The organism is Streptomyces sp. NBC_01288 (assembly GCF_035982055.1).
Taxonomy (GTDB): domain Bacteria; phylum Actinomycetota; class Actinomycetes; order Streptomycetales; family Streptomycetaceae; genus Streptomyces.
Genome location: NZ_CP108427.1, coordinates 4,056,867 through 4,076,758 on the forward strand (window position 1 = coordinate 4,056,867; position 19,892 = coordinate 4,076,758).

Genomic DNA, 19,892 nt, shown 5'->3' on the forward strand with positions numbered 1-19,892 from the left:
TCGACTCCTTTGACTAAAGTCAAAGAAATATGAGGCCCGTTGGGAAACCAGCCATGGAACCGGTGTCGCCCGCGGACGTCGCGGCCTTCCGGCACTTCAACCGCTACTTCACCCGCCGTATCGGCGCGCTCGACGACCACTACCTCGGCCAGGACCGCCCCCTCGGCGAGGCCCGGCTGCTCTTCGAGATCGGGGACGGCGTCTCGCTGCGCGAACTGCGCGGCCGACTCGCCCTGGACGCGGGCTACTTGAGCCGGATGGCGAAGTCGCTGGAGGCAGAGGGGCTGGTCCGGCTGACCGTGCCCCCGCACGACACCCGCCTGCGCCTGATCGAGCTGACCGACGTCGGCCGCGTCGAGGTCGAGGAGCAGCAGCGCCGCGCCGACGCACTCGCCGCCGGCCTCCTCACCACCCTCACCCCACCCCAACGCACCGAACTCACCGACGCGTTGGCGACCACCCGACGCCTCCTCCGTCTCGCCGGGATCACGGTCGCCCTCGTCGACGGCGCCGCCGAGGACGCCCGCTCCTGCCTCGACGCCTACGCCGCCGACATCGACGCCCGTTTCCCGGAGGGCTTCGACAAGACGGATCTCGTACGGCCGGAGGAGGTCACCGGGGACGCGGGCGCGTTCTTCGTCGCGTACGAGGAGGGGCGGCCCGTGGCCTGCGGGGCGCTGCGCACCCTGGAGCCGGGCGTCGGCGAGATCCGGCACGTCTGGGTGCACCCCGACGCCCGCCGCCTCGGCCTCGCCCGCCGCATCCTCGCGGAGCTCGAACTGGCCGCCGTAGAACACGACTTCACCGTCGTACGACTGGACACGCACGCGGCGCTCACGGAGGCGCAGGCGATGTACCGGGCGTGCGGGTACGCGGAGATTCCGGCGTACGTCGACCATGTCTACGCGGACCACTGGTTCGAGAAGCGGCTGGCTGGTTCGAGAAGGGGTTAGCCGGTTCGAGAAGCGGCTAGCCGGTTCGACAAGGGGCTAACCGGAGCCCGCTGACATCTCCTCCGCCAGCAACGTCCTCACGCAGTCGCGCAGCCAGGCGTGGGCCGGGTCGGCGTCGTGGCGTGGGTGCCAGGCCAGGCCGACCTCCAGGACGGGGAGTTGGAGCGGTACGTCGAAGGTGACCAGGCCCAGGGAGTGGGCGATGGACACGCTCCAGAGGCTGATCATGCCGACCAGGTCCGTGTCGCGCACCACGAAGAGCGAGGCGGGGAAGGTGCCCACCGTGCCCACCACCCGTCGTTTCAGGCCCAGTTCGGCGAGGCGGGTGTCGACGGGGCCGTGCAGTTTGCCCCGCCGCGAGACGATCAGGTGGTCGGCCTCGACGGCGAAGCGTTCGGGCGTCAACTCCCCTTCCAGCAACGGGTGTCCGGCCCGCACGACACCGACCATCCGGTCCTCGTGCAGCATCTCGACATGCACCTCGGGCGCCGTCGAGTCGACGACACCGACCTCCAGGTCGGCGGTGCCCTGCCGCAGAAACGGCGTGTCCACATGACTCTCGGCGAGGAAGCGGACCCGGATGCCGGGCGCCTCGGCGGCGGCGCGGGCGAGCAGCCGGGCGCCGTGGAGCGCGGGGAACGAGTCGTGGCCGATGATCGTGAGCGTACGGCTGACGGTCCTGAGATCGGTGTCCCGGCCGGGCGCGAAGAGCGCGCGGGCCCGCTCCACCACCGCGCTCACCTCCGCCCGTACGGCGAGCGCGCGCGGCGTGGGCACCATCTTCCGCCCGGCGCGGACCAGTACGGGATCACCGAGCGCCTTTCGGATCCGGCCCAGGGTGCGGCTCATCGCCGGTTCGGAGAGATGCAGCCGGTGCGCGGCACCCTGCACGCTCTGCTCCTCCAGCAGCACGTCGAGGGCGACCAGCAGATTGAGGTCCAGGCTCCCCGGACCGCCGGAATTCACAGAACTCACGGATTGCGTCACACGCATTCGCCCCTTGCAAAGGCTGCACTGGAAAGCAGGTCACTCCCGAGCCTACGGTGACAGGGCACCCACCACCACACCGGACTCCCTGGAGGAGCCGTGCCCTCACACGTCCTGAAACGGTCCACCTTGTTGACCCTCTGCGCCTGCGTCCTCGTCGCGCAGAGCATGGTCGCCGCCATCAACCTCCTCATCCCGCAGCTGAGTTCGTCCTCCCTGCACCCCTCGCACAGCGAACTGCTGTGGATGGTCGACGCCTACGTCATCGTCTTCGCCGGACTCCTCATCCCGGCCGGCGCACTCGGTGACCGGCACGGCCGCAAGGGCGCGCTGCTCGCCGGTCTCGCCCTGTTCGCGGCGGGCGCCGCCACCAGCGCGCTCGCCCAGAACCCGGCGACGCTGATCGCGGGCCGCGGCCTGTCCGGCGCGGGCGCGGCGCTCATCACGCCCGCGACGATGTCGATCCTGGTGCACCTGTCCGCCCCGGAGAACAGGGCCCGCGCCATGGGCAGTTGGACCCTCGCGCTCGGCCTCGGCGGACTCGCCGGCAACCTCGGCGGCGGCCTGGTCGGTCAATTCCTGTCCTGGCGTGCCCTGTTCGGGGCGATGGTCCCGCTGGCCGCCCTGCTCGCCCTCGCGGTCGCCCTCACCACACCCCGCACGGAACGGTCCGCGCACAGCAACCTCGACCCCACCGGCACCGCCCTCCTGACCACCGGCCTGGTCGCCGTCCTCTTCGGCATCATCGAGGGCCCGACCTACGGCTGGACCTCCCCGCGCATCATCACGGCCTTCGCGGCGGGCGCCGCACTGATCGCCACGTTCACCGTCCACGCCCTGCGCTCCCGCACCCCACTCCTCGACCCGCGCGTCTTCGCCTCCCCCACCCTCCGCGCGGCCACCCTCGGCACGGCCACCGGCTTCTTCGGCCTGTTCTCCCTCTTCTACGTCAACTCCCAGTACCTGCAAGGAATCAAGGGCTACGGCGCCGCCGTCACCGGCGTCGCGATCGTGCCGCTGACGATCGGCATGGCCCTCGTCCCGAAGCTCGCCGTCCGCTGGTCGCACCGCCCCCGCCCGGTCATCGGCACCGGTCTCGCCCTCATCGGCCTGGGCCTGCTGGGCGCGTCCACCGCCGACGCGGGCACCCCGTACTGGACGTACGCCTGCTGGCTGCTCGTGATCTCTGCGGGCACCGGGCTCTCCATGCCCGCGCTCACGGTCGGCGTCGTCACCTCGCTCCCGCCTCACCGGACGGGCCTCGGCTCCGGTCTCGGCACCTCGGCCCGCGAACTCGGCGCGGCCCTGGGCGTGGCGGTCACCGGCACGATCCTCGCCGCCCACCCCGACCTCGCCCACGGCATGGCCCCGGCCCTGCGCACGGTCGCCCTGATCGTCCTCGCGGCCACCGCACTCGTGATCATCGGCCATCGCGACCGCAAGACCACCACACGCACTATCGTGTCTGACGAGGAACGCGTACTATCGCGTCCAGCCCGCCACTCCTGATCGCCAACTCCCCACACGCGCCGCCCAGTTGAGGAGCCCTCTGTGCCGTCCGCCCTCCTGAACCCCGTCCTCGACCTGGTCACCCTCCGAGCCACCGTCACCGCGGCCGAACCGATCACCGCCCGCATGCGCCGCCTGCGCATCGAGAGCGACGCCCTCGCCGGACTCGACGTCCACCCCGGCCAGCAGGTCCGCGTCCTGGTCACCGGCCTGACCCTGCGCACGTACTCCGTGTGGCACTACGACCCGTCCGGCGCCGTCGAGTTGTGCGTGCTGGACCACTCCGAGGACGGACCCGGGACCCGCTGGGGGAAGAGCGTCGGCACCGGCGAGCAGGTGCGCCTGCGGAAGCCCGAGGGCACCTTCACGCTCCGCCCCGACGCCTCCCACCACGTCTTCGTCGGCGAGGAGACGGCCTCGGTCGCCTTCGGCGCGATGCTGGCCGCGCTGCCCGAGGGGGCGCGGATCTCCGGCGCCGTGGAGACGGAGTCGGACGGGGACCGGCTGCCGCTGGCCCACTCCGAGCGCCTCAACTGGCTCACCAGGGGCGGGACTTCCCTCCCGGACGCGGTACAACAGCTCGCTCCCGAGCCGGGCGGCATCGCGTACGTCGCCGGGGAGGCCCGTACCGTGCAGCAGGTCCGGCAGGTGCTCGTACGGGAGTTGGGCTGGGACCGGCGTTCCGTCCTCACGAAGCCGTTCTGGGCGCCGGGGAAGAAGGGGATGGAGTAGGAACCCGCCCTCGCCTAACGGCAGTTCGCACCCGCCGGGCAGAAGGAGTCCACCGCCGCGGTGAGCGGTGCGCGGACCAGCGCGGGATCGAGGGACTCGGGGCCACTGGACCGGACCGCGTAGAGCGAACCGTCCGCCGCCTCGAAGCGATGGTCGATCACCCGACGGGCGCCCTTGTCCCGGTCGTCGTAGCGATAGGTGAGTTCGGCCCAACTGGAGCCAGTGGCACGGTCGATGACCTGGTAACCGGGCTGGCGGACGAAGCCGTAGCCGGGGTCGTTCTCCGCGAGGTCGAGGGACTCGGCCGGGGAGTTCTCGGTGATCCGGAAGATCTGGAGTCGGCGGGTGCCGTCCGGGGAGTCGTAAGTGACCACCGGCGCCTTCGCGCCCTGCCGTTGGGCGCGGGTCCAGCCTCGTGGGATGTCAACGGTGTAGCCGGTGGGGTCCTTGGCGGTGCGGTACGACGATCCGGACCCGGCCGCGCCCGCGCTCATCTCCACGTGCTTGTGCGTGCCGCGATCGTGGGTGACGTACCAGACCCCGCCACCGGCACCCGCGCCCACCACTACCGCGAGAGCCACCGCGAGGACCAACCACCAGGCACGACGGCCGGAAGCGGGCGCAGGAACCGGAGTCCGCGTCGGAACGGACGGCGACACCCACGCCGGCGGGGTCAGCGAAGTCTGTGTCTCCGCCGTCGACCACACCGACCAGGCCGCCTGCCCCCGCTCCTCGCTCGGCCCGCGCTCGGCACCGAAGCCCCCGTAGCCGGAGCCATCCCAACCAGCCATCACGAACCCCCCGAATCACCCCACCACGTACTGCTTCAGACCGTAGCGACGAAAACGGAAACGGGCCCCGCTCCGGCCGTAACCGGAACAGGGCCCGCGCAAGTCCGTGACAGAGCCGTCGAGAACGGCCCCGCGGGTGACTCCCCGCTGACGACTAGATGAGGCCGAGGGAGCGGACCGCGTCGCGCTCCTCCCCCAGCTCCTTCACCGACGCGTCGATGCGGGCGCGGGAGAACTCGTTGATGTCCAGGCCCTGGACGATCTCGTAGACGCCGTCCTTCGTAGTGACCGGGAAGGAGGAGATGAGGCCCTCGGGGACGCCGTAGGAACCGTCCGACGGGATGCCCATGGAGGTCCAGTCGCCGTCCGCCGTGCCGTTGACCCAGGTGTGGACGTGGTCGATCGCGGCGTTCGCGGCGGAGGCCGCCGAGGACGCGCCGCGGGCCTCGATGATCGCGGCGCCGCGCTTGGCGACGGTCGGGATGAAGTCCTCGGCCAGCCACTTCTCGTCGTTCACGGTCTCGGCGGCGTTCTTGCCGGCGACCGTGGCGTGGAAGATGTCGGGGTACTGGGTGGCGGAGTGGTTGCCCCAGATGGTCAGGCGCTTGATGTCGGCGACCGTGGTGCCCGTCTTCTTCGCGAGCTGGGTCAGCGCGCGGTTGTGGTCGAGGCGGGTCATCGCGGTGAAGCGGTCGGCCGGTACGTCCGGGGCGGCGGCCTGCGCGATGAGCGCGTTCGTGTTGGCCGGGTTGCCGACGACGAGGACCTTGATGTCGTCCGCCGCGTTGTCGTTGATGGCCTTGCCCTGCGGCTTGAAGATGCCGCCGTTCGCGGAGAGCAGGTCGCCGCGCTCCATGCCCTTGGTGCGGGGACGGGCGCCGACGAGGAGGGCGACGTTCGCGCCGGCGAAGGCGACGTTCGGGTCGTCCGTGATGTCGATGCCCTGGAGGAGCGGGAAGGCGGAGTCGTCGAGCTCCATCGCCGTGCCCTCGGCGGCCTTGAGCGCCGGGGTGATCTCCAGGAGACGCAGCTTGACCGGCACGTCCGCGCCGAGCAGCTGGCCGGAGGCGATGCGGAAGAGCAGGGCGTAACCGATCTGGCCGGCCGCGCCGGTGACGGTGACGTTCACGGGAGTGCGGGTCATGGCGTTCTCCGTTATGACAGCTGGCGGTGGGGCGGCACTGCCCCGGGGTGCGGGACGTACAAATGATCGATCTCTTGGCATCAAGAGATCCACCGGTCAGGCTATCGCGCATCCGCGATCCCGGACTCCCGGGTCCGTGTGGCCCACCCCACAGAACCCCGGAGAAACAGGGTCCACGCACACATGCGGCGGCCGTCCGGCTCGGGAGAGGAACACCGGACGACCGCCGTGGGGGGAACCGGGGGTCCGGAATCCCGTGGGGGTATTTTCCGCCTGCCCCGGATACCGGGTGGGCATTCCGCACGTACACAGAATCCCCACACACGCGGACTACATGGTGCACCCCTTCTGCCCCGACGCCAGCGTCACGCAGGCCTTCGCCTCTCCGGCGTCCTTCACGGCCACCATCGGGGTGTAGGCGATGGCGTCGCCGGACGCCGTGATGCTGTCGATCTCCTTGGCGGTCCCCGCGCTGACCTGCACGGAGTCCCCCGCGACACCTGTGGTGATCCGGCCCCAGGCGGCGCCGCACGTCTTGCTGTAGCGGACCTCGACGACGGTCGTCCCGACGGTCGCGGTCTTGGCGGTGGTCACCGCGCCCGCGTCCGTGGTGCAGCCCATCGCCTCGGCGTCCTTGCCGGTGCAGCCCGCGCCCACGCACTTCACTCCGGCCGGCAGATCGGCGTTCGTACTGGCGGGCGCCGAGGCCGAGGTGTGCGCGGCACCGGCCTTCTTGCCCCCGCCGCCGCCGTTGTTGGTGAAGAGGAACACCGCCCCGATCACGACCAGCACCCCGAGGACCCCGGCGCCGAACATCAGTGCCCGCCGCTTGGCACCACCCACCCCATTGGGCGGCGCGGGACGGGACGGCTGCGAGGGTTCGCCGTACGGGACCGGCGTCTCGGGCACCTCGGGCTTCACGGCGGCCGTCTCGGCAGCCGCCTCCGCACCGGACGGCCTCGGCCTCGAATACCCGGCTATCCCCCACGAGTTGGCGACCTTGGAGGGACCTTCCCGCACGTCCTTCGAAGCACCTTCCCCTACGTCACTGTCGGGCGCCGCCGGCTGCGGCGGCACCGTCGGGGACACTCCCGCCGGGCCCGCGATCCCCGGGCTCGCGGTGGCACCGCCGCCACCCTTACGGGCCGGCTTGCCGCCCTTCGCGGGTGCCGCTGGTGCCGGGGGCGCCCCGAACTCCCCCAGCGCGGCGCGCGCCTGGGAGACCCGGATCGCCTCCATGGTCATGTCGTGCCGCATCTCCGAGCGACTCCAAGAACGCTCGGCGAGCTCCCACATCGTGGTCAGATGTACGGGATTGGTGCCGGTGACCTCGGCCAGGGCGATGATCGCGCCCTTCGGTGCGAGGAGCCGGCCGTTGAGGTAGCGGTCCCAGGACGTCTTGCTGTAGCCCGTGCGGTCGGCCACCGCCGCGATGCTCAGGCCGCTGCGGTCCACCAGTCTGCGCAACTGGCTCGCGAACTCTCTGACCTGCGGATCGAGTTCATCCGGCAAGGCCCTCCAACGAGGCATTGCTTCCCCCCTCTGCCCTGAATCGCCCACGCTAACGCGGTTGTTGGTCGAGTTCGTTGCACATCCGCAAACTTGTCAATACATCGACACAAGGGCTGCCACTCCCACAACAGCCGTAAGAAGCATGAAAAGCAACAGCAACAACGCATACCGGAGCAGCCGTCCACCGGGTTGCCCGTGCCCGTTCTCCGACGTCTCCGGCGGGGTGTCCCACCACGGCAGGGTCGGGTCGTCCCGGTACTCGTCCCCAGCCTGCCCGGCTCCCTCCCCCTGCACCGGAACCGTCTCCGGGCGGGGCCAGGCCTGGACCGCCAACTCCCAGCGCACGCCGATGCGTTCGGGGTCGGCGCCGGCCACCCGGCACAGGGCGAGAACGGCCTGCCGGGGCGGGGGCTGGGTGGCGTTGAGATACCGGTGCCAGGAGGACTTGCTGTACGCGGTGCGCGCCCCGAGGGCCACCAGGCTCAGCCCGGTGCGGTCCTTGAGGAGGCGCAGCTGTTCCACGAAGTGCCGCACCTCCGCCGGGAGTTCGTCCGGCAGCGGCTGCCAGCCGCCCATCGCACCTCCATCGCCCGCGCCCGCCCCACTTGCCCGTTCCGAGCGAAATGACGACACCGGAAGGGGAACGGTTCCCTCGTCGCCGGGCGGTGCGGAGCGCGTAGCGAAACGGTCACCTCCCTGCCACAGCGCGCTGACAGGTATTGAGCGGGACCCCCACCGGGCGCCACGGTGAATGCAGACGGCGGCGCGTCCTTGCTCGGGGGAGAGGACGGGCCGCCGTCGTGTGTCGCGAACTTCCAGGAGCGGCGAGCTAGTTGCTGTTGACGGTGTAGTGCAGGGTGTCCTTCAGATACGGGAGCGTCAGCCACGGCTTCGGCTGCGCCATCAGCGCCAGCAGGACGATCGCGAGGCCGAGCACGCCGTAGGTGACGATGTCGGTGAAGCGGGAGCGTACGGCGAGCATGCCGACGTCCGGCATGACCCAGCGCAGGACGGCGCCGGCCAGTAGCGCTGCGCCGATCAGCAGGATGCCGTAGCGGAAGACGTCGAAGGCGGTCAGGAGGAGGCCGAGGCCGACCGTGCCGAGGATGGCGAGGATCGGCCACTGGCGGGCCGGGGCCGGGGCGTCGCGCGGGGCGGCCCGGCCGCCGCCCTCGGGGCGGGCGGTGTCCCGGGTGAAGAGGGGGAAGCGGCGGGTGGCGCGGCGCGGCCTGCCGTCGGCGTCGGGCGCGCTGACCGGGTCCGTGACCTCGATGTCGTCGTCCCCGGGAGCTACGGTGGCCACGGCGTCCGCGCTCGTGGCGGGGTCCGTCACCTCGGTGTCTTCCACGGCGTCCACACCCTTACTGGGACCGGGGTCCTTGCTCGCAGGGCCTTCAGAGTTTTCAGGGTTCTCAGGGCTTCCAGAGCTTTCAGGCGACACTGCGCTCGGCCGCCTCGACCACGTTGACGAGCAGCTGGGCGCGGGTCATCGGGCCGACTCCGCCGGGGTTCGGGGAGATGAAGCCGGCGACCTCGGCGACGCCCGGGTGGACGTCCCCCACGATCTTGCCGTCGGCGTTGCGGGAGACGCCCACGTCGAGGACGGCGGCGCCCGGCTTCACGTCCTCGGGGCGGATCAGGTGGGCGGAACCGGCGGCGGCGACGATGATGTCGGCGCGCTTGAGGTGCGAGGAGAGGTCGCGGGTGCCCGTGTGGCACTGGGTCACGGTGGCGTTCTCGCTGCGCCGGGTCAGGAGGAGCGGCATCGGGCGGCCGATGGTGACACCACGTCCGACGACCACGACCTCGGCGCCCTTGATCTCCACGCCGTAGCGGCGCAGGAGGGTGAGGACGCCGTTCGGGGTGCAGGGCAGCGGGGCGGGCTCGTTGAGGACGAGGCGGCCGAGGTTCATCGGGTGGAGGCCGTCGGCGTCCTTGTCCGGGTCCATGAGTTCGAGGATGCGGTTCTCGTCGATGCCCTTGGGGAGCGGGAGTTGGACGATGTACCCGGTGCAGGTGGGGTCCTCGTTCAGCTCCTTCACCACCGCCTCGATCTCCTCCTGCGAGGCGGTGGCGGGCAGCTGGCGCTGGATGGACGCGATGCCCACCTGGGCGCAGTCCCGGTGCTTGCCGGCGACGTACTTCTGGCTGCCGGGGTCGTCCCCGACCAGGATCGTGCCGAGGCCGGGCGTGACGCCCTTCTCCTTCAGCGCCGCCACGCGGGCGGTCAGATCGGACTTGATCGCGGCTGCGGTGGCCTTGCCATCGAGAATCTGGGCGGTCATGGACCCATCCTCGCGGATGACGCCCTCCGGGTTCCAATCCGGGTACACCCCGGGTGTATCGCCATGATCACTGATGTTGCACTTACACAACACCTATGGAATGCCGCTGGACAAATTCCAGCCTCGACTAGAACGATGAACGCCGCAGTACTGCGGTAGGTGTTGGGGGGCAAGCCGCTCATCTTGTGACATTCCTCCGCGCGATCCGCATCGTCCCCGCATTGCCAACGGAGGAAAACCCGTCATGAGTTACGACCCGAACAACCCCTACGGACAGCCGCAGCAGAACCCCCAGCAGGGCTACGGCCAGCCGCAGCAGCCCCAGGGCCAGCCGGGCTACGGCTACCCGCAGGGCGCGCCCCAGGGTGTCCCGCCGCAGCAGGGCTACGGCTACCCGCAGCAGCCGGCGTACCCCGGTTACCAGCAGGCCGGTTACGGCGCGACCCCGCCGTACGCGAACTGGGGCCAGCGCTTCCTCGGCACCCTGGTCGACATCCTCGTCTTCATCGTGCCGTACATCCTGGTCATCGTCAGCCAGGGCAAGGGGGTGCTGCTGGCCATCGGTGGCCTCGCTCTTGTCGCCCTCGCCATCTGGCAGCTGATCCGCGAGGGCCGCACCGGCCAGACCGTCGGCAAGCAGGCGCTGGGCATCCGCCTGGTCCGCGAGAGCGACGGCCAGCCGCTCGGTGTCGGCATGGCGTTCGTCCGCCGCCTCGCCCACTTCCTCGACAGCCTCGCGTGCTACCTCGGCTGGCTGTGGCCGGCGTGGGACGCGAAGCGTCAGACGTTCGCGGACAAGGTCTGCGGTTCGATCGTGATCCGCACGCAGTAGTCCGCCTGTTCGCGTGTTCGCCCCCGGGGCCGGGTCACCAGGTGGTGACCCGGCCCCGGGGCGTTTGAGCTCCGCTACTTGAGCCCGTCGACGAAGGGGGTCCAGGCGGGGGCGGGGATGAGGAGCGCGGGGCCATGGGGGACCTTGGAGTCCCGGACGGGGACGAGGCCGGGGAGGTCGTCGCGGACGTCAGGCCCTGAGCTTGCCGTTCCGGTGGTCGTCCGCCGCTTGTTCGACCATGTCCAAGGACGTCTCCGGAGGTAGGGCCACGGCCCGGAGCAGGTCGTACGACCGGCGGTAGTCCGTCACCAGGCTCGGGCAGTCGATCAGTTGGCCGGTGTGGAGGCCCTCTGTGTACACCACGGGCGGTGCGTCCGGGAAGGTCATCACCTTGACCATGCCCATCATGAACGGATGGGCCGCCAGCGTTTCCAGGAGGATCTGCAGAACGCCCCGCGTGGAGCGGATCACGTGTGCGACGTGCTCCAACTGGACGGCCATCTCCTCCGACGGCAGCAGCGGCCTGCGGATCAGGCTCTCGTGCACGATCGTCCAGATCTCCGGCCGGTCCTCCGCTCGCCAGACCTTGGCCCGGTCCATGCGAGCCTTGACCTGCTTCTCGACGGCTTCGGGCCGCAGCCAGGGGCTACCGATCGTCACGACCTTCCGGGCGAACGCCTCCGTCTGCAACAGCCCCGGAAGCAGCATCGGCCCCCAGTCCTCGATCGAGGCCGCGTGCCTCTCGATCGCCGCGGCATCCGCGAAGTACTCCGCGTGCCCCGACTGCTTCGCCTTCTGTACGTCTTCACAACGCCGCTCGAAAAAACCGTCGGTCTCCAGCACCTTGTCGACGTGCCGGGCCAGATCCAGCGGCATCCGCCGCTCACCGCGCTCGACCTGACTCAGGAGCGAGATGCCCCGGTAGTTTCCCTCCACCAACTCCTTGAGCGTGAGCCCCGCTTCTTCCCTCTTGAAGCGCAACTCGGCGCCGTAAAAAGAGGGAACGTCCGCCGACGCGTCGGGCTCTTTGCGTACCGGCACGAATCACCACCGTCATTTCCCAGTTCCCGTGTGCAATCCAAACCACTGTCACGGTACGAGATTTGACGCCATTGTGTGAGGGATTCGTCACGGAGCGCACGACGCGCGCAGAGAAAGGCGTAGGGGCATGACTAGCCACTTCTCCCACGAGGCCAACAGCGAAGTGGCCGAACTCCAGGCCGCGTTGAAAGCCAACGGGATCATCCTGCCGTCCCTCGGCCTCGACCTCCCCTCCGTCGTCCAGACCTACGGCCCCCCGCTCGTCGAACTCGGGAACTGCAACCTCGACACCGCCAGGGCCCTCACCGCCGCCCTCCTCAAGGCGGCCGGCCGGTGACTCCGCTCGTCCTGGAACTCCTCGCCGTACCCATGGTGGTGCCGGAGGCCCGCCGTGCCGTACGCGCGCATCTCGGCGTCCCGTGTCCCGAAGTCCAGCTCTGTGTCAGCGAGTTGCTGACCAACGTGATCCGGCACATCGGCGAGGGCACCCCGGTGACCCTGAGAGTGACCCACACCGACGGCCGTACCCGAGTCGCCGTCACGGACCCGGAACCGTACGCCTGGCTCGTCGTACGCGCGGCCGGGCCCGGCGACGAGAACGGCCGCGGGCTCGTGCTGCTCGACGCGCTCGCTACGCGGTGGGGCGTGGAACAGGGGCCCGAGGGCAAGACGGTGTGGTGCGAACTCCCCCCGCCCGAGGCCGACTTCAGCTCCGGAGCCCGCCCCGCCCCACTGAACAGTTCGCGCCAATAAGCGCCAGCGCCCGGGTCTCGGCCGCACAAGGGGGACACCGGCCCGGTACGTCGCCCTACCCTGACACCGGTAGCTGTCGGGCACGGGGAGACGCACCTTGTACAGCATCGTCGTGGTACCTCCGCCCACCTCGGAGGACGAGCGAAACCGCACCCAGCACCGGCTCGCCCCCGGCGAGCGGCTCACCTTCGGACGTGCCGGGTGCGGCGCCGACCTGCCGATCGCGCACGAGGGCGTCTCGCGCCGGGCGGGTGAGATCGGCGCCCAGGGCGCGTTCTGGACGCTCAGCAACCTCAGCCGGGAGCAGACGTACGTCGTCGAGAACCCGGAGGGCGCGGGCGAGCACATCAAGGTCGGACCGGGGCGGCTGGACGCACCCGTCCCCTTCGAGTTCTCGCGGATCGTGCTGCCCGCGGCCGGTGACCTGCTCCCCATCGAGGTGTGGGCGCCCCGCCACGACTACCTGCACGCGGAGGCCGGCGGCGACAACGCTGTCGGCGGGACCACCGCGCCCGCGTTCTCCGTCGACCGCACCAAGCGCTACTTCGCGGTCCTCGCCGCCCTGTGCGAACCCCGCCTGCGCGGCGAACCGCACGCCCCGCTGCCCACGGTCGACCAGGTCGTCGACCGGCTGCGCCCCAACTGGCCCGCCGCGTCCCGTACTTCGGTCCAGTGGAACATCGACTACCTGGCCGTGAAGCTGCGCCTGAAGCCCGGCCCGGACGAGGCGGACCAGGGCCCGCGCCTCAACGGCAAGAAGGAGTCCCTGGTGTCGCTGGCTCTCCGCTTCGACCTCGTCCGGGAGGACGACCTGCTCGTCCTCGCCGCCGCGCCGACGGGCCGGTCGGCCCGGTGACCGAGCCGTACGCCGTCGAGGTCCCCCGGGGCTACCGCGTCGGCGTGTGGGAGGTGCGGGCACCGATCGCCACGGGCGCGTTCGGCAGCGTCTACGAGGCCCGGCGCACCGCCGACGCACCCGGCGAGGGCCGGGACCAGAACCTCCCCCCGGACCAGGGCCAGGAACTCCCCCGCACCGCCGCCCTGAAGTTCCTGCCGACCGGCACGGGCACCCCGCGCCAACTCGCCCATCTGCGCGAACTCGTCGAGCGCGAGGTCGAGTTGCACCGGCGCCTGAAGAGACCCCGGCTCATCCGGATGTACGACACCCTCACCGTCGACGACCCGTCCCGCCCCGCCCTCGACGGCGCCACCGTGCTCGTCCTGGAGAAGGCGGAGAGATCGCTGGCGTCCCTGCTGTCCGGCACCCCGCGCCCCGCCGCCGGACCCGTCCTCCTCGCGCAGATCTGCGAGGGGCTGGCCCAGCTGCACCGCGCCGGCTGGGTGCACGGTGACCTGAAACCGGCCAACGTCCTGCTGATGAAGGACGGTTCGGCACGGCTGGCGGACTTCAACATGGCGGCGGAACTGGAGGGCACGCACGCGTACACCCCGGCGTTCTCCACCCCGGACTACACACCCCCCGAAGTCCTCTGGTCGGAGGTCGACGAACGCGGCCGCCGTATCCGCCCCTCCGCGGACGTCTGGGCCTTCGGCGTCCTGTCCCACCTCGTCCTCGCCGACTCCTTCCCCCTCCCCGGCACCACCCCGGCGGCCCGCCGGGACGCGGCGGCCTCCTACGCCACCGGCACCGACGAGTTACGGCTCTCCCCCGAACTCCCCGACGCCTGGCGGGAGATCGTCCGCGACTGCCTCACCCGCACCCACGCCGACCGCATCGCCACGGCCGCCCTGCTGCGCCGCGTCGAGTCGGCGGCCGGCACGGGCACCTCGCCCCGGCTGTCGCGCGGCCCGGTGCCGCAGCGCCGCCGGACCGCCGTGACCGTCGGCTCGGTGATCGCCACGGTGGCCGTCGCCGCCGCCGGCTACGGCATCAGCACCTGGGCCGGATCGGGCACGACCACGACCCCGGACGCCACGGGCTCGCCCGCCGCGTACGGTGCCGCCGAACTCCGCACCGACAAGGGCGTCCCGGTCCGGTACCGCGAGCTGATCGTCGACTCCGCCCACCAGTGCGCCCTGCCGGAGGTCACCCCGGCCCTCGTCGCGGCGATGCTGAAGACGGAGAGCAACTTCGACCCGGACCTCTCGGACCCGTCGGTGCCGGGCGGCGGCGAGTACGGCATCGCCCGCTGGACACCGGCCGTCCTGCGCTGGTGGATCCGCGCCGACGGCGCCCCGGCCTCCGCGACCCCGGCCCCGCCCCTGACCCCGGCCCAGTCGATCCCGGCCATGGGCCGCTACCTGTGCTTCATCGACAGCGGACTGAAGGCCTCGCTGCCCGGAGACCGCCGCGTGCTGATCGCCGCCGCCTACCGGACGTCGTACAAGAAAGTGAACGACACGGGCGGCGTTCCCCCGAAGAACCGCGCCTACGCCGACCGCGTCGCGCACTACCTCACGGAGTACACGCCTCTCGGCGGACCGTGACCCTCAGAGTTCCCAGGTACCCCGCGCGGCCTGCGTGCCCCACGGTGTGAGTGCCGCCCTGGACGGGGTGGCAGGGGGAAACGGGGGCGTTTCATGAAGCGTGCGTTCGCTTCGCTGTGCGCGGCCCTGGCGGTGACGGGGGCCGTCGTGACCGGATGCGGTCACGGCCCGGACTCCGGCACCCCGGGGCCGGCCGGCACGGCGGCCGACCAGTCCGGTCCGCGGCCGCTGACCTGGCAGCAGGAACTCCGGATCGGCGACGCCCAACAGCGCCTGACCAGGCGGTGCATGAACAGCCACGGGTTCGCGTACTGGGAGGACCGCACGCTGACCCTGCGCGAGAGCCTGCCGGTGCGGTACGTACAGGACGACGTGGGGTGGGCCCGCGAGTACGGCTACGGCGGCCGCATCGAGGCGCGACAGGACCGGCTGCGCCTGCACAACCCCATCGCGGCCTACCGCCAGAGCCTGTCCGCCACGCGCCGGACCGCCTTCGACAAGGCACTCGACGGCGGCGGCGACGTCCAGGTCCTCTCGGCCCGGCTGCCCGGCGGCGGCCAGGAGGTCCGCACCCGCCTCGGCGGCTGCACGAAGGTTGCCGAGAAGGCGCTCTACGGCGACCCGGCCGACTGGTTCCGCGCCTCGAAGACCGCGACCGGCCTGCCCGCCCTGTACGACCAAAACCTGCTCCGCGACCGGCAGTTGACCACCGCCGTAAGCGCCTGGTCGCGGTGCGTGAAACGGGCCGGGCTGTCCTATCCCGACCCCCAGGCCGCCCGGGACGCGGTGCGGGAGAACACCGCCCGCCTGGGCACCGACGACGCGGACAAGGCGTTCGCGACCGAACGGAGGACCGCGGCCGCCGACGCCACGTGCGCCCGCGCGACCTCCCTGAAGACCGTGGCCACGGCCCGGGAGACGTACTACGTCGACCGGCTGCCCGGCCGCTACGGCGAGGCGCTCGACACCTACCGGCGCCTTGAGCGGCAGGCGTACGACCGCGCGGTGCGGATCGTGCCGCAACGCGCCTGACGCGGACTCGCACGACATCCATCCGCAGACCCGTACCACCCACACGGAAACAACGGAAACAAGGGGGATCCACCATGCGCAAGCTCGCGATCGCGGCGGCCGTCATCGGCCTGACCGCCCTGGGGCTCGGCGTGCCCGCCACGGCCGCCCAGGCGTCCGACACCGGCGTCCAGGCCACCGGCTGCAACAACAAGTGGCCGGGCCGCAACGGCGACGTCTACGCCTGGGACGGCCTGGACTGCCAGGGCACGCTCCTGGGAGTGACGGCCGGCAGCGACAGCGACTGGAACGCGGCCGGCGGCGGCTTCGCCGGTGTCTGGGACCGGGCGTCGTCCGTCATGAACGCCGGCTACACCGGCGGCAACGACGTCGTCCAGTTCTGGTACCTGGCCGGCTACGGCGGCGGTTACACCTGCCTGTCCCCGAACGAGTACTTCGCGGACAACCTGACCGACAACTACTTCAGCAACGGCTTCGTCGTGGACAACAACATCCGCTCCCACAGGTGGGTGACGTCCGCCTCCTGCTCGGTCTGGCTCACCTGATCCACCGAACGACCGACGGGGCTCCCGCACAGGTCGACCTGTGCGGGAGCCCCGTACTCCTGGCGCGTGCGCGACCCGTCAGTGGAAGAAGTGCCGCGTCCCCGTGAAGTACATCGTGACGCCCGCCTTCTTCGCGGCCTCGACCACCAGCTCGTCGCGGACCGAACCGCCCGGCTGGACAACGGCCTTGACGCCGGCCGCGGTCAGGATCTCCAGCCCGTCCGGGAACGGGAAGAACGCGTCCGAGGCCGCGAACGAACCCCGCGCCCGCTCCTCGCCCGCCCGCTCGACGGCCAGCTTCGCGGAGTCGACGCGGTTGACCTGGCCCATGCCGACGCCGACCGAGGCACCGTCCTTGGCCAGCAGGATCGCGTTGGACTTCACCGCGCGGCAGGCCTTCCACGCGAACGCGAGGTCGGCGAGGTCGGACGCGGAGAGCGCCTCGCCCGTCGCCAGCGTCCAGTTGACCGGGTTGTCGCCGTCGGCCTGGAGGCGGTCGGTGACCTGGAGCAGGGCGCCACCGTCGATGGGCTTGACCTCGGCCGGGTGGGAGGGTGCGGCCGGGGTCTTCAGAACCCGGATGTTCTTCTTCCTGGCGAGGGTTTCGAGGGCGCCGTCCTCGTAGTCCGGCGCGACGATGACCTCGGTGAAGATCTCGGCGACCTGCTCCGCCAGCTCCTTGCTGACCGGCCGGTTGACGGCGATCACACCGCCGAACGCCGACAGCGGGTCACACGCGTGCGCCTTGCGGTGCGCCTCGGCGACGTCCGAACCGACCGCGATACCGCAGGGGTTGGCGTGCTTGATGATCGCGACACAGGGCTCGTCGTGGTCGTACGCGGCACGGCGGGCGGCGTCCGTGTCCGTGTAGTTGTTGAACGACATCTCTTTCCCGTGCAGCTGCTCGGCCTCGGCGAGGCCCGTGCCCGTGCCGTCGACGTAGAGGGCCGCGGGCTGGTGCGGGTTCTCGCCGTACCGGAGCGTGCTCCTGCGCTCCAGGGTGGCGCCCAGGAAGTCCGGGAACAGCGAGTCGTCCACGGGCGCGTAAGAGCTCGCGAACCAGCCGGCGACGGCGATGTCGTACGACGCCGTGTGCTGGAAGGCCTCCGCCGCGAGCCGCTTGCGGGTGGAGAGGTCGAAACCGCCGTTCTGTACGGCGTTCAGGACGTCGGCGTAGCGCGCGGGGCTGGTGACGACCGCGACCGACGGGTGGTTCTTGGCGGCGGCGCGGACCATCGACGGGCCGCCGATGTCGATCTGCTCGACGCACTCGTCCGGGGACGCGCCCGAGGCGACGGTCTCCCGGAACGGGTAGAGGTTGACGACCACGAGGTCGAAGGGGGCCACGCCCAGCTCGTCGAGCTGCTGCCGGTGGCTCTCCAGGCGCAGGTCGGCGAGGATGCCGGCGTGCACCTTGGGGTGCAGGGTCTTGACCCGGCCGTCCAGGCACTCGGGGAAGCCGGTCAGCTCCTCGACCTTGGTGACGGGGACACCGGCGGCGGCGATACGGGCGGCGGTGGAGCCCGTGGAGACGAGCTCCACGCCCGCCTCGTGCAGGCCGCGGGCCAGCTCCTCCAGGCCGGTCTTGTCGTAGACGCTGACGAGCGCGCGACGGATGGCCCGCTTGCCGCTCTCGATGTTCTCGGCGGTCACTGGATAACTACCTTTCGTCCCTCAATGCGATAGCCGTTGCGGGCGAGCCGCCCCACGACATCGACGAGCAGCGTGCGCTCGACTTCCTTGATGCGCTCGTGCAGAGCGCTCTCGTCGTCCTCGTCCAGGATCTCGACCACGCCCTGAGCGATGATCGGCCCGGTGTCGACGCCGTCGTCGACGAAGTGGACGGTGCAGCCGGTGACCCGGGCGCCGTACGCGAGCGCGTCCCGTACGCCGTGGGCTCCCGGAAAACTGGGCAGCAGGGCGGGGTGCGTGTTCACGACCCGGCCGCCGAAACGGGCCAGGAACTCCTTGCCCACGATCTTCATGAACCCGGCCGACACGATCAGGTCGGGTTCGTACGCGGCGGTGGCCTCGGCGAGGGCCGCGTCCCACTCCTCACGCGTCCCGAAGTCCTTGACCTTGCACACGTAAGTGGGCAGCCCGGCGCGCTCGGCGCGGGCGAGCCCCTCGATGCCCTCGCGGTCCGCGCCGACGGCCACGATCTCGGCTCCGTACGCCTCGCTGCCGACGGTCTCGATGGCGTCGAGGAGCGCCTGCAAGTTCGTACCGGATCCGGAGACCAGCACGACGAGGCGCTTGGCCACGGGCTTGGCGGCCACGGCGGGGCCCTTTCTCGGGGGAGCGTCTTCAACACGGCCGGCTCGTGCGTTCATACGAATGCTTCGCGCCCCGGGATACGGGGAAGTCTACGAAGCGGCCGACCGTCAGCAACGATACCGGCACACCGGACAGCCCCCACGGGACGGGGGCGTGGCCGGAAGGTAGCGTCTGGGGAGAGCGGGTCCGGGAACGCCGTTGTCGTGCGAGGCGTTCACGTACTGCCGGCTCGTGTCGGAGAGACGTATCCACCAAGCACATCCACAAGGGGAAGACGCTCATTTGATGCCGGACCGCAGTCTGCGACTTCTCACGTTCCCGCCGCAGTCGGTGCTGCTCCGGGAGCGGCCCTCGTCGCCGCCCGACGCGCCCTCGGACGGGAAGAGCGGTGCGGGGCAGGACGACAATCCCTTCGCGCCGCCGCCCGAGGGCACCCCGGACCGGCCGTGGCAGCCGCGGCGCCCCGAGAGTGGCGAGGACGGCGACGCCCCGCAGGGTGACGGCGGTCACTCGCCGTGGGGCAGTCAGTGGAGCGACCGGCAGCCTGGGCGTTCGTCGGGCAACTTCGGCGACCGGCCCGGCGGGCCCACCGGACAGGGCGGCCCCGAGGGCCCGGGCAACGGCGGCCCCGGCCAGGGCGGCATGCGCTGGGACCCGACGGACCCGGCCCAGCGCCGCGCCCGTTACGCCCTGCTGAGCGGCATGTGGGCCTTCTTCTTCGCCCTCTTCAGCTGGCCGTACGTGGCCCTGCTGCTCGGCGCACTCGCCCTCTACTGGGGCGGCAGCGCCCTGCGCGCCAAGCCCCCCACGCCCGACCCGGACACCCCGGCGGTGCCCGAGACGCAGACCCGCCCGCAGACGACGGCGGCGATCAGCGGCCTGGTCACCGCGTCCCTCGCCATCGCCCTGGTCGCCGCGATGTTCGTCGCGCAGCTGGCCTACAAGGACTACTACACCTGCGCCAACGACGCCCTCACGAACGAGGCGAAGCAGTCCTGCAACCAGTTGCTGCCCAAGGAGCTGCGGGGGTTCCTGGGAACCGCCAACTGAC

At 71.1% G+C, this 19,892-nt stretch carries 21 protein-coding genes and 1 pseudogene; 11 read left to right on the plus strand and 11 right to left on the minus strand.

What is annotated here, in order from left to right; genetic code table 11:
* Positions 1-53: 53 nt before the first annotated feature.
* A complete protein-coding gene (locus tag OG194_RS17655; protein ID WP_327401809.1) occupies positions 54-953 on the plus strand; it encodes a bifunctional helix-turn-helix transcriptional regulator/GNAT family N-acetyltransferase in 900 nt (299 codons plus the stop codon).
* Positions 954-989: 36 nt separating this feature from the next.
* On the opposite strand, the gene OG194_RS17660 is transcribed toward OG194_RS17655, so the two are convergent.
* Positions 990-1,946, minus strand: a complete 957-nt coding sequence (locus tag OG194_RS17660) for a LysR family transcriptional regulator (RefSeq protein WP_327401810.1) — start codon at positions 1,944-1,946, stop codon at positions 990-992.
* A 93-nt stretch (positions 1,947-2,039) separates the two neighbouring features.
* Between OG194_RS17660 and OG194_RS17665 the strand changes: the two genes are divergently transcribed.
* Both OG194_RS17665 and OG194_RS17670 read left to right on the plus strand, forming a co-directional pair.
* Positions 2,040-3,449 (plus strand): MFS transporter, encoded by a 1,410-nt coding sequence (locus tag OG194_RS17665; protein ID WP_327401811.1) that lies wholly within the window; start codon positions 2,040-2,042, stop codon positions 3,447-3,449.
* Between the two features lie 42 nt (positions 3,450-3,491).
* The gene (locus OG194_RS17670) at positions 3,492-4,181 is read left to right on the plus strand and encodes a siderophore-interacting protein (RefSeq protein ID WP_327401812.1); all 690 of its coding nucleotides are present in this window, start codon (positions 3,492-3,494) and stop codon (positions 4,179-4,181) included.
* Between the two features lie 14 nt (positions 4,182-4,195).
* On the opposite strand, the gene OG194_RS17675 is transcribed toward OG194_RS17670, so the two are convergent.
* The 6 genes from OG194_RS17675 to OG194_RS17700 form a co-directional block, all read right to left on the minus strand.
* Positions 4,196-4,972: a hypothetical protein gene (locus OG194_RS17675; protein WP_327401813.1), complete on the minus strand. Its 777-nt coding sequence runs from the start codon at positions 4,970-4,972 to the stop codon at positions 4,196-4,198.
* Positions 4,973-5,126: 154 nt separating this feature from the next.
* Positions 5,127-6,116, minus strand: a complete 990-nt coding sequence (locus OG194_RS17680; RefSeq protein ID WP_327401814.1) for a malate dehydrogenase — start codon at positions 6,114-6,116, stop codon at positions 5,127-5,129.
* Between the two features lie 330 nt (positions 6,117-6,446).
* Positions 6,447-7,628 (minus strand): helix-turn-helix domain-containing protein, encoded by a 1,182-nt coding sequence (locus tag OG194_RS17685; RefSeq protein WP_327401815.1) that lies wholly within the window; start codon positions 7,626-7,628, stop codon positions 6,447-6,449.
* Between the two features lie 93 nt (positions 7,629-7,721).
* Positions 7,722-8,204 (minus strand): helix-turn-helix domain-containing protein, encoded by a 483-nt coding sequence (locus tag OG194_RS17690; RefSeq protein ID WP_327401816.1) that lies wholly within the window; start codon positions 8,202-8,204, stop codon positions 7,722-7,724.
* 253 nt (positions 8,205-8,457) lie between these two features.
* Complete coding sequence (locus tag OG194_RS17695) at positions 8,458-8,931, minus strand: DUF3017 domain-containing protein (RefSeq protein ID WP_327407118.1); 474 nt, start codon at positions 8,929-8,931, stop codon at positions 8,458-8,460.
* A gap of 127 nt (positions 8,932-9,058) precedes the next feature.
* Positions 9,059-9,913, minus strand: coding sequence for a bifunctional methylenetetrahydrofolate dehydrogenase/methenyltetrahydrofolate cyclohydrolase (locus OG194_RS17700; protein WP_327401817.1), 855 nt, complete (start codon positions 9,911-9,913; stop codon positions 9,059-9,061).
* Positions 9,914-10,157: 244 nt separating this feature from the next.
* On the opposite strand from OG194_RS17700, the gene OG194_RS17705 reads away from it, so the two are divergent.
* The gene (locus OG194_RS17705; protein ID WP_327401819.1) at positions 10,158-10,745 is read left to right on the plus strand and encodes an RDD family protein; all 588 of its coding nucleotides are present in this window, start codon (positions 10,158-10,160) and stop codon (positions 10,743-10,745) included.
* Positions 10,746-10,819: 74 nt separating this feature from the next.
* Here the strand turns inward: OG194_RS17705 and OG194_RS17710 are convergent.
* Positions 10,820-10,915 (minus strand): annotated as a pseudogene (locus OG194_RS17710) (DUF397 domain-containing protein); the annotation flags it as partial.
* 19 nt (positions 10,916-10,934) lie between these two features.
* Complete coding sequence (locus tag OG194_RS17715) at positions 10,935-11,786, minus strand: helix-turn-helix domain-containing protein (RefSeq protein WP_327401820.1); 852 nt, start codon at positions 11,784-11,786, stop codon at positions 10,935-10,937.
* A 127-nt stretch (positions 11,787-11,913) separates the two neighbouring features.
* On the opposite strand from OG194_RS17715, the gene OG194_RS17720 reads away from it, so the two are divergent.
* The 6 genes from OG194_RS17720 (at position 11,914) to OG194_RS17745 (ending at position 16,564) form a co-directional block, all read left to right on the plus strand.
* On the plus strand, positions 11,914-12,123 hold the full coding sequence (locus OG194_RS17720) for a hypothetical protein (RefSeq protein WP_327401821.1): 210 nt from the start codon (positions 11,914-11,916) through the stop codon (positions 12,121-12,123).
* A complete protein-coding gene (locus OG194_RS17725) occupies positions 12,120-12,539 on the plus strand; it encodes an ATP-binding protein (RefSeq protein WP_327401822.1) in 420 nt (139 codons plus the stop codon). Before OG194_RS17720 ends, OG194_RS17725 begins: the two co-directional genes overlap by 4 nt.
* 97 nt (positions 12,540-12,636) lie before the next feature.
* Positions 12,637-13,395 carry an FHA domain-containing protein gene (locus tag OG194_RS17730; RefSeq protein WP_327401823.1) on the plus strand — a complete coding sequence of 253 codons (759 nt, stop codon included), beginning with the start codon at positions 12,637-12,639 and terminating at the stop codon, positions 13,393-13,395.
* Positions 13,392-14,987, plus strand: a complete 1,596-nt coding sequence (locus OG194_RS17735; protein ID WP_327401824.1) for a protein kinase domain-containing protein — start codon at positions 13,392-13,394, stop codon at positions 14,985-14,987. The genes OG194_RS17730 and OG194_RS17735 overlap by 4 nt, the downstream gene beginning before the upstream one ends.
* A gap of 93 nt (positions 14,988-15,080) precedes the next feature.
* Positions 15,081-16,019, plus strand: coding sequence for a hypothetical protein (locus tag OG194_RS17740; protein ID WP_327401825.1), 939 nt, complete (start codon positions 15,081-15,083; stop codon positions 16,017-16,019).
* A gap of 74 nt (positions 16,020-16,093) precedes the next feature.
* Positions 16,094-16,564, plus strand: a complete 471-nt coding sequence (locus tag OG194_RS17745; RefSeq protein WP_327401826.1) for a hypothetical protein — start codon at positions 16,094-16,096, stop codon at positions 16,562-16,564.
* A 78-nt stretch (positions 16,565-16,642) separates the two neighbouring features.
* Here the strand turns inward: OG194_RS17745 and purH are convergent, their stop codons facing one another.
* Both purH and purN read right to left on the minus strand, forming a co-directional pair.
* Positions 16,643-18,217: a bifunctional phosphoribosylaminoimidazolecarboxamide formyltransferase/IMP cyclohydrolase gene (gene purH / locus OG194_RS17750; RefSeq protein ID WP_327401827.1), complete on the minus strand. Its 1,575-nt coding sequence runs from the start codon at positions 18,215-18,217 to the stop codon at positions 16,643-16,645.
* Entirely contained in the window at positions 18,214-18,843 is a 630-nt protein-coding gene (gene purN, locus OG194_RS17755) for a phosphoribosylglycinamide formyltransferase (protein WP_327401828.1), read from the minus strand. The genes purH and purN overlap by 4 nt, the downstream gene beginning before the upstream one ends.
* 283 nt (positions 18,844-19,126) lie before the next feature.
* Here purN and OG194_RS17760 point away from each other — a divergent pair, with 283 nt between their 5' ends.
* Positions 19,127-19,891, plus strand: coding sequence for a hypothetical protein (locus tag OG194_RS17760; protein ID WP_327401829.1), 765 nt, complete (start codon positions 19,127-19,129; stop codon positions 19,889-19,891).
* Position 19,892: the final 1 nt, after the last annotated feature.

What these genes read in the sequence shown, in the direction of transcription:
- OG194_RS17745 (WP_327401826.1), top strand. Translation starts at nt 16,094, where the DNA reads ATGCGCAAGCTCGCGATCGCGGCGGCCGTCATCGGCCTGACCGCCCTG.
- OG194_RS17655 (WP_327401809.1), top strand. Translation starts at nt 54, where the DNA reads ATGGAACCGGTGTCGCCCGCGGACGTCGCGGCCTTCCGGCACTTCAAC.
- OG194_RS17675 (WP_327401813.1), bottom strand. Translation starts at nt 4,972, where the DNA reads ATGGCTGGTTGGGATGGCTCCGGCTACGGGGGCTTCGGTGCCGAGCGC.
- OG194_RS17760 (WP_327401829.1), top strand. Translation starts at nt 19,127, where the DNA reads ATGCCGGACCGCAGTCTGCGACTTCTCACGTTCCCGCCGCAGTCGGTG.
- OG194_RS17690 (WP_327401816.1), bottom strand. Translation starts at nt 8,204, where the DNA reads ATGGGCGGCTGGCAGCCGCTGCCGGACGAACTCCCGGCGGAGGTGCGG.
- OG194_RS17700 (WP_327401817.1), bottom strand. Translation starts at nt 9,913, where the DNA reads ATGACCGCCCAGATTCTCGATGGCAAGGCCACCGCAGCCGCGATCAAG.
- OG194_RS17705 (WP_327401819.1), top strand. Translation starts at nt 10,158, where the DNA reads ATGAGTTACGACCCGAACAACCCCTACGGACAGCCGCAGCAGAACCCC.
- OG194_RS17660 (WP_327401810.1), bottom strand. Translation starts at nt 1,946, where the DNA reads ATGCGTGTGACGCAATCCGTGAGTTCTGTGAATTCCGGCGGTCCGGGG.
- OG194_RS17740 (WP_327401825.1), top strand. Translation starts at nt 15,081, where the DNA reads ATGAAGCGTGCGTTCGCTTCGCTGTGCGCGGCCCTGGCGGTGACGGGG.
- OG194_RS17680 (WP_327401814.1), bottom strand. Translation starts at nt 6,116, where the DNA reads ATGACCCGCACTCCCGTGAACGTCACCGTCACCGGCGCGGCCGGCCAG.
- OG194_RS17720 (WP_327401821.1), top strand. Translation starts at nt 11,914, where the DNA reads ATGACTAGCCACTTCTCCCACGAGGCCAACAGCGAAGTGGCCGAACTC.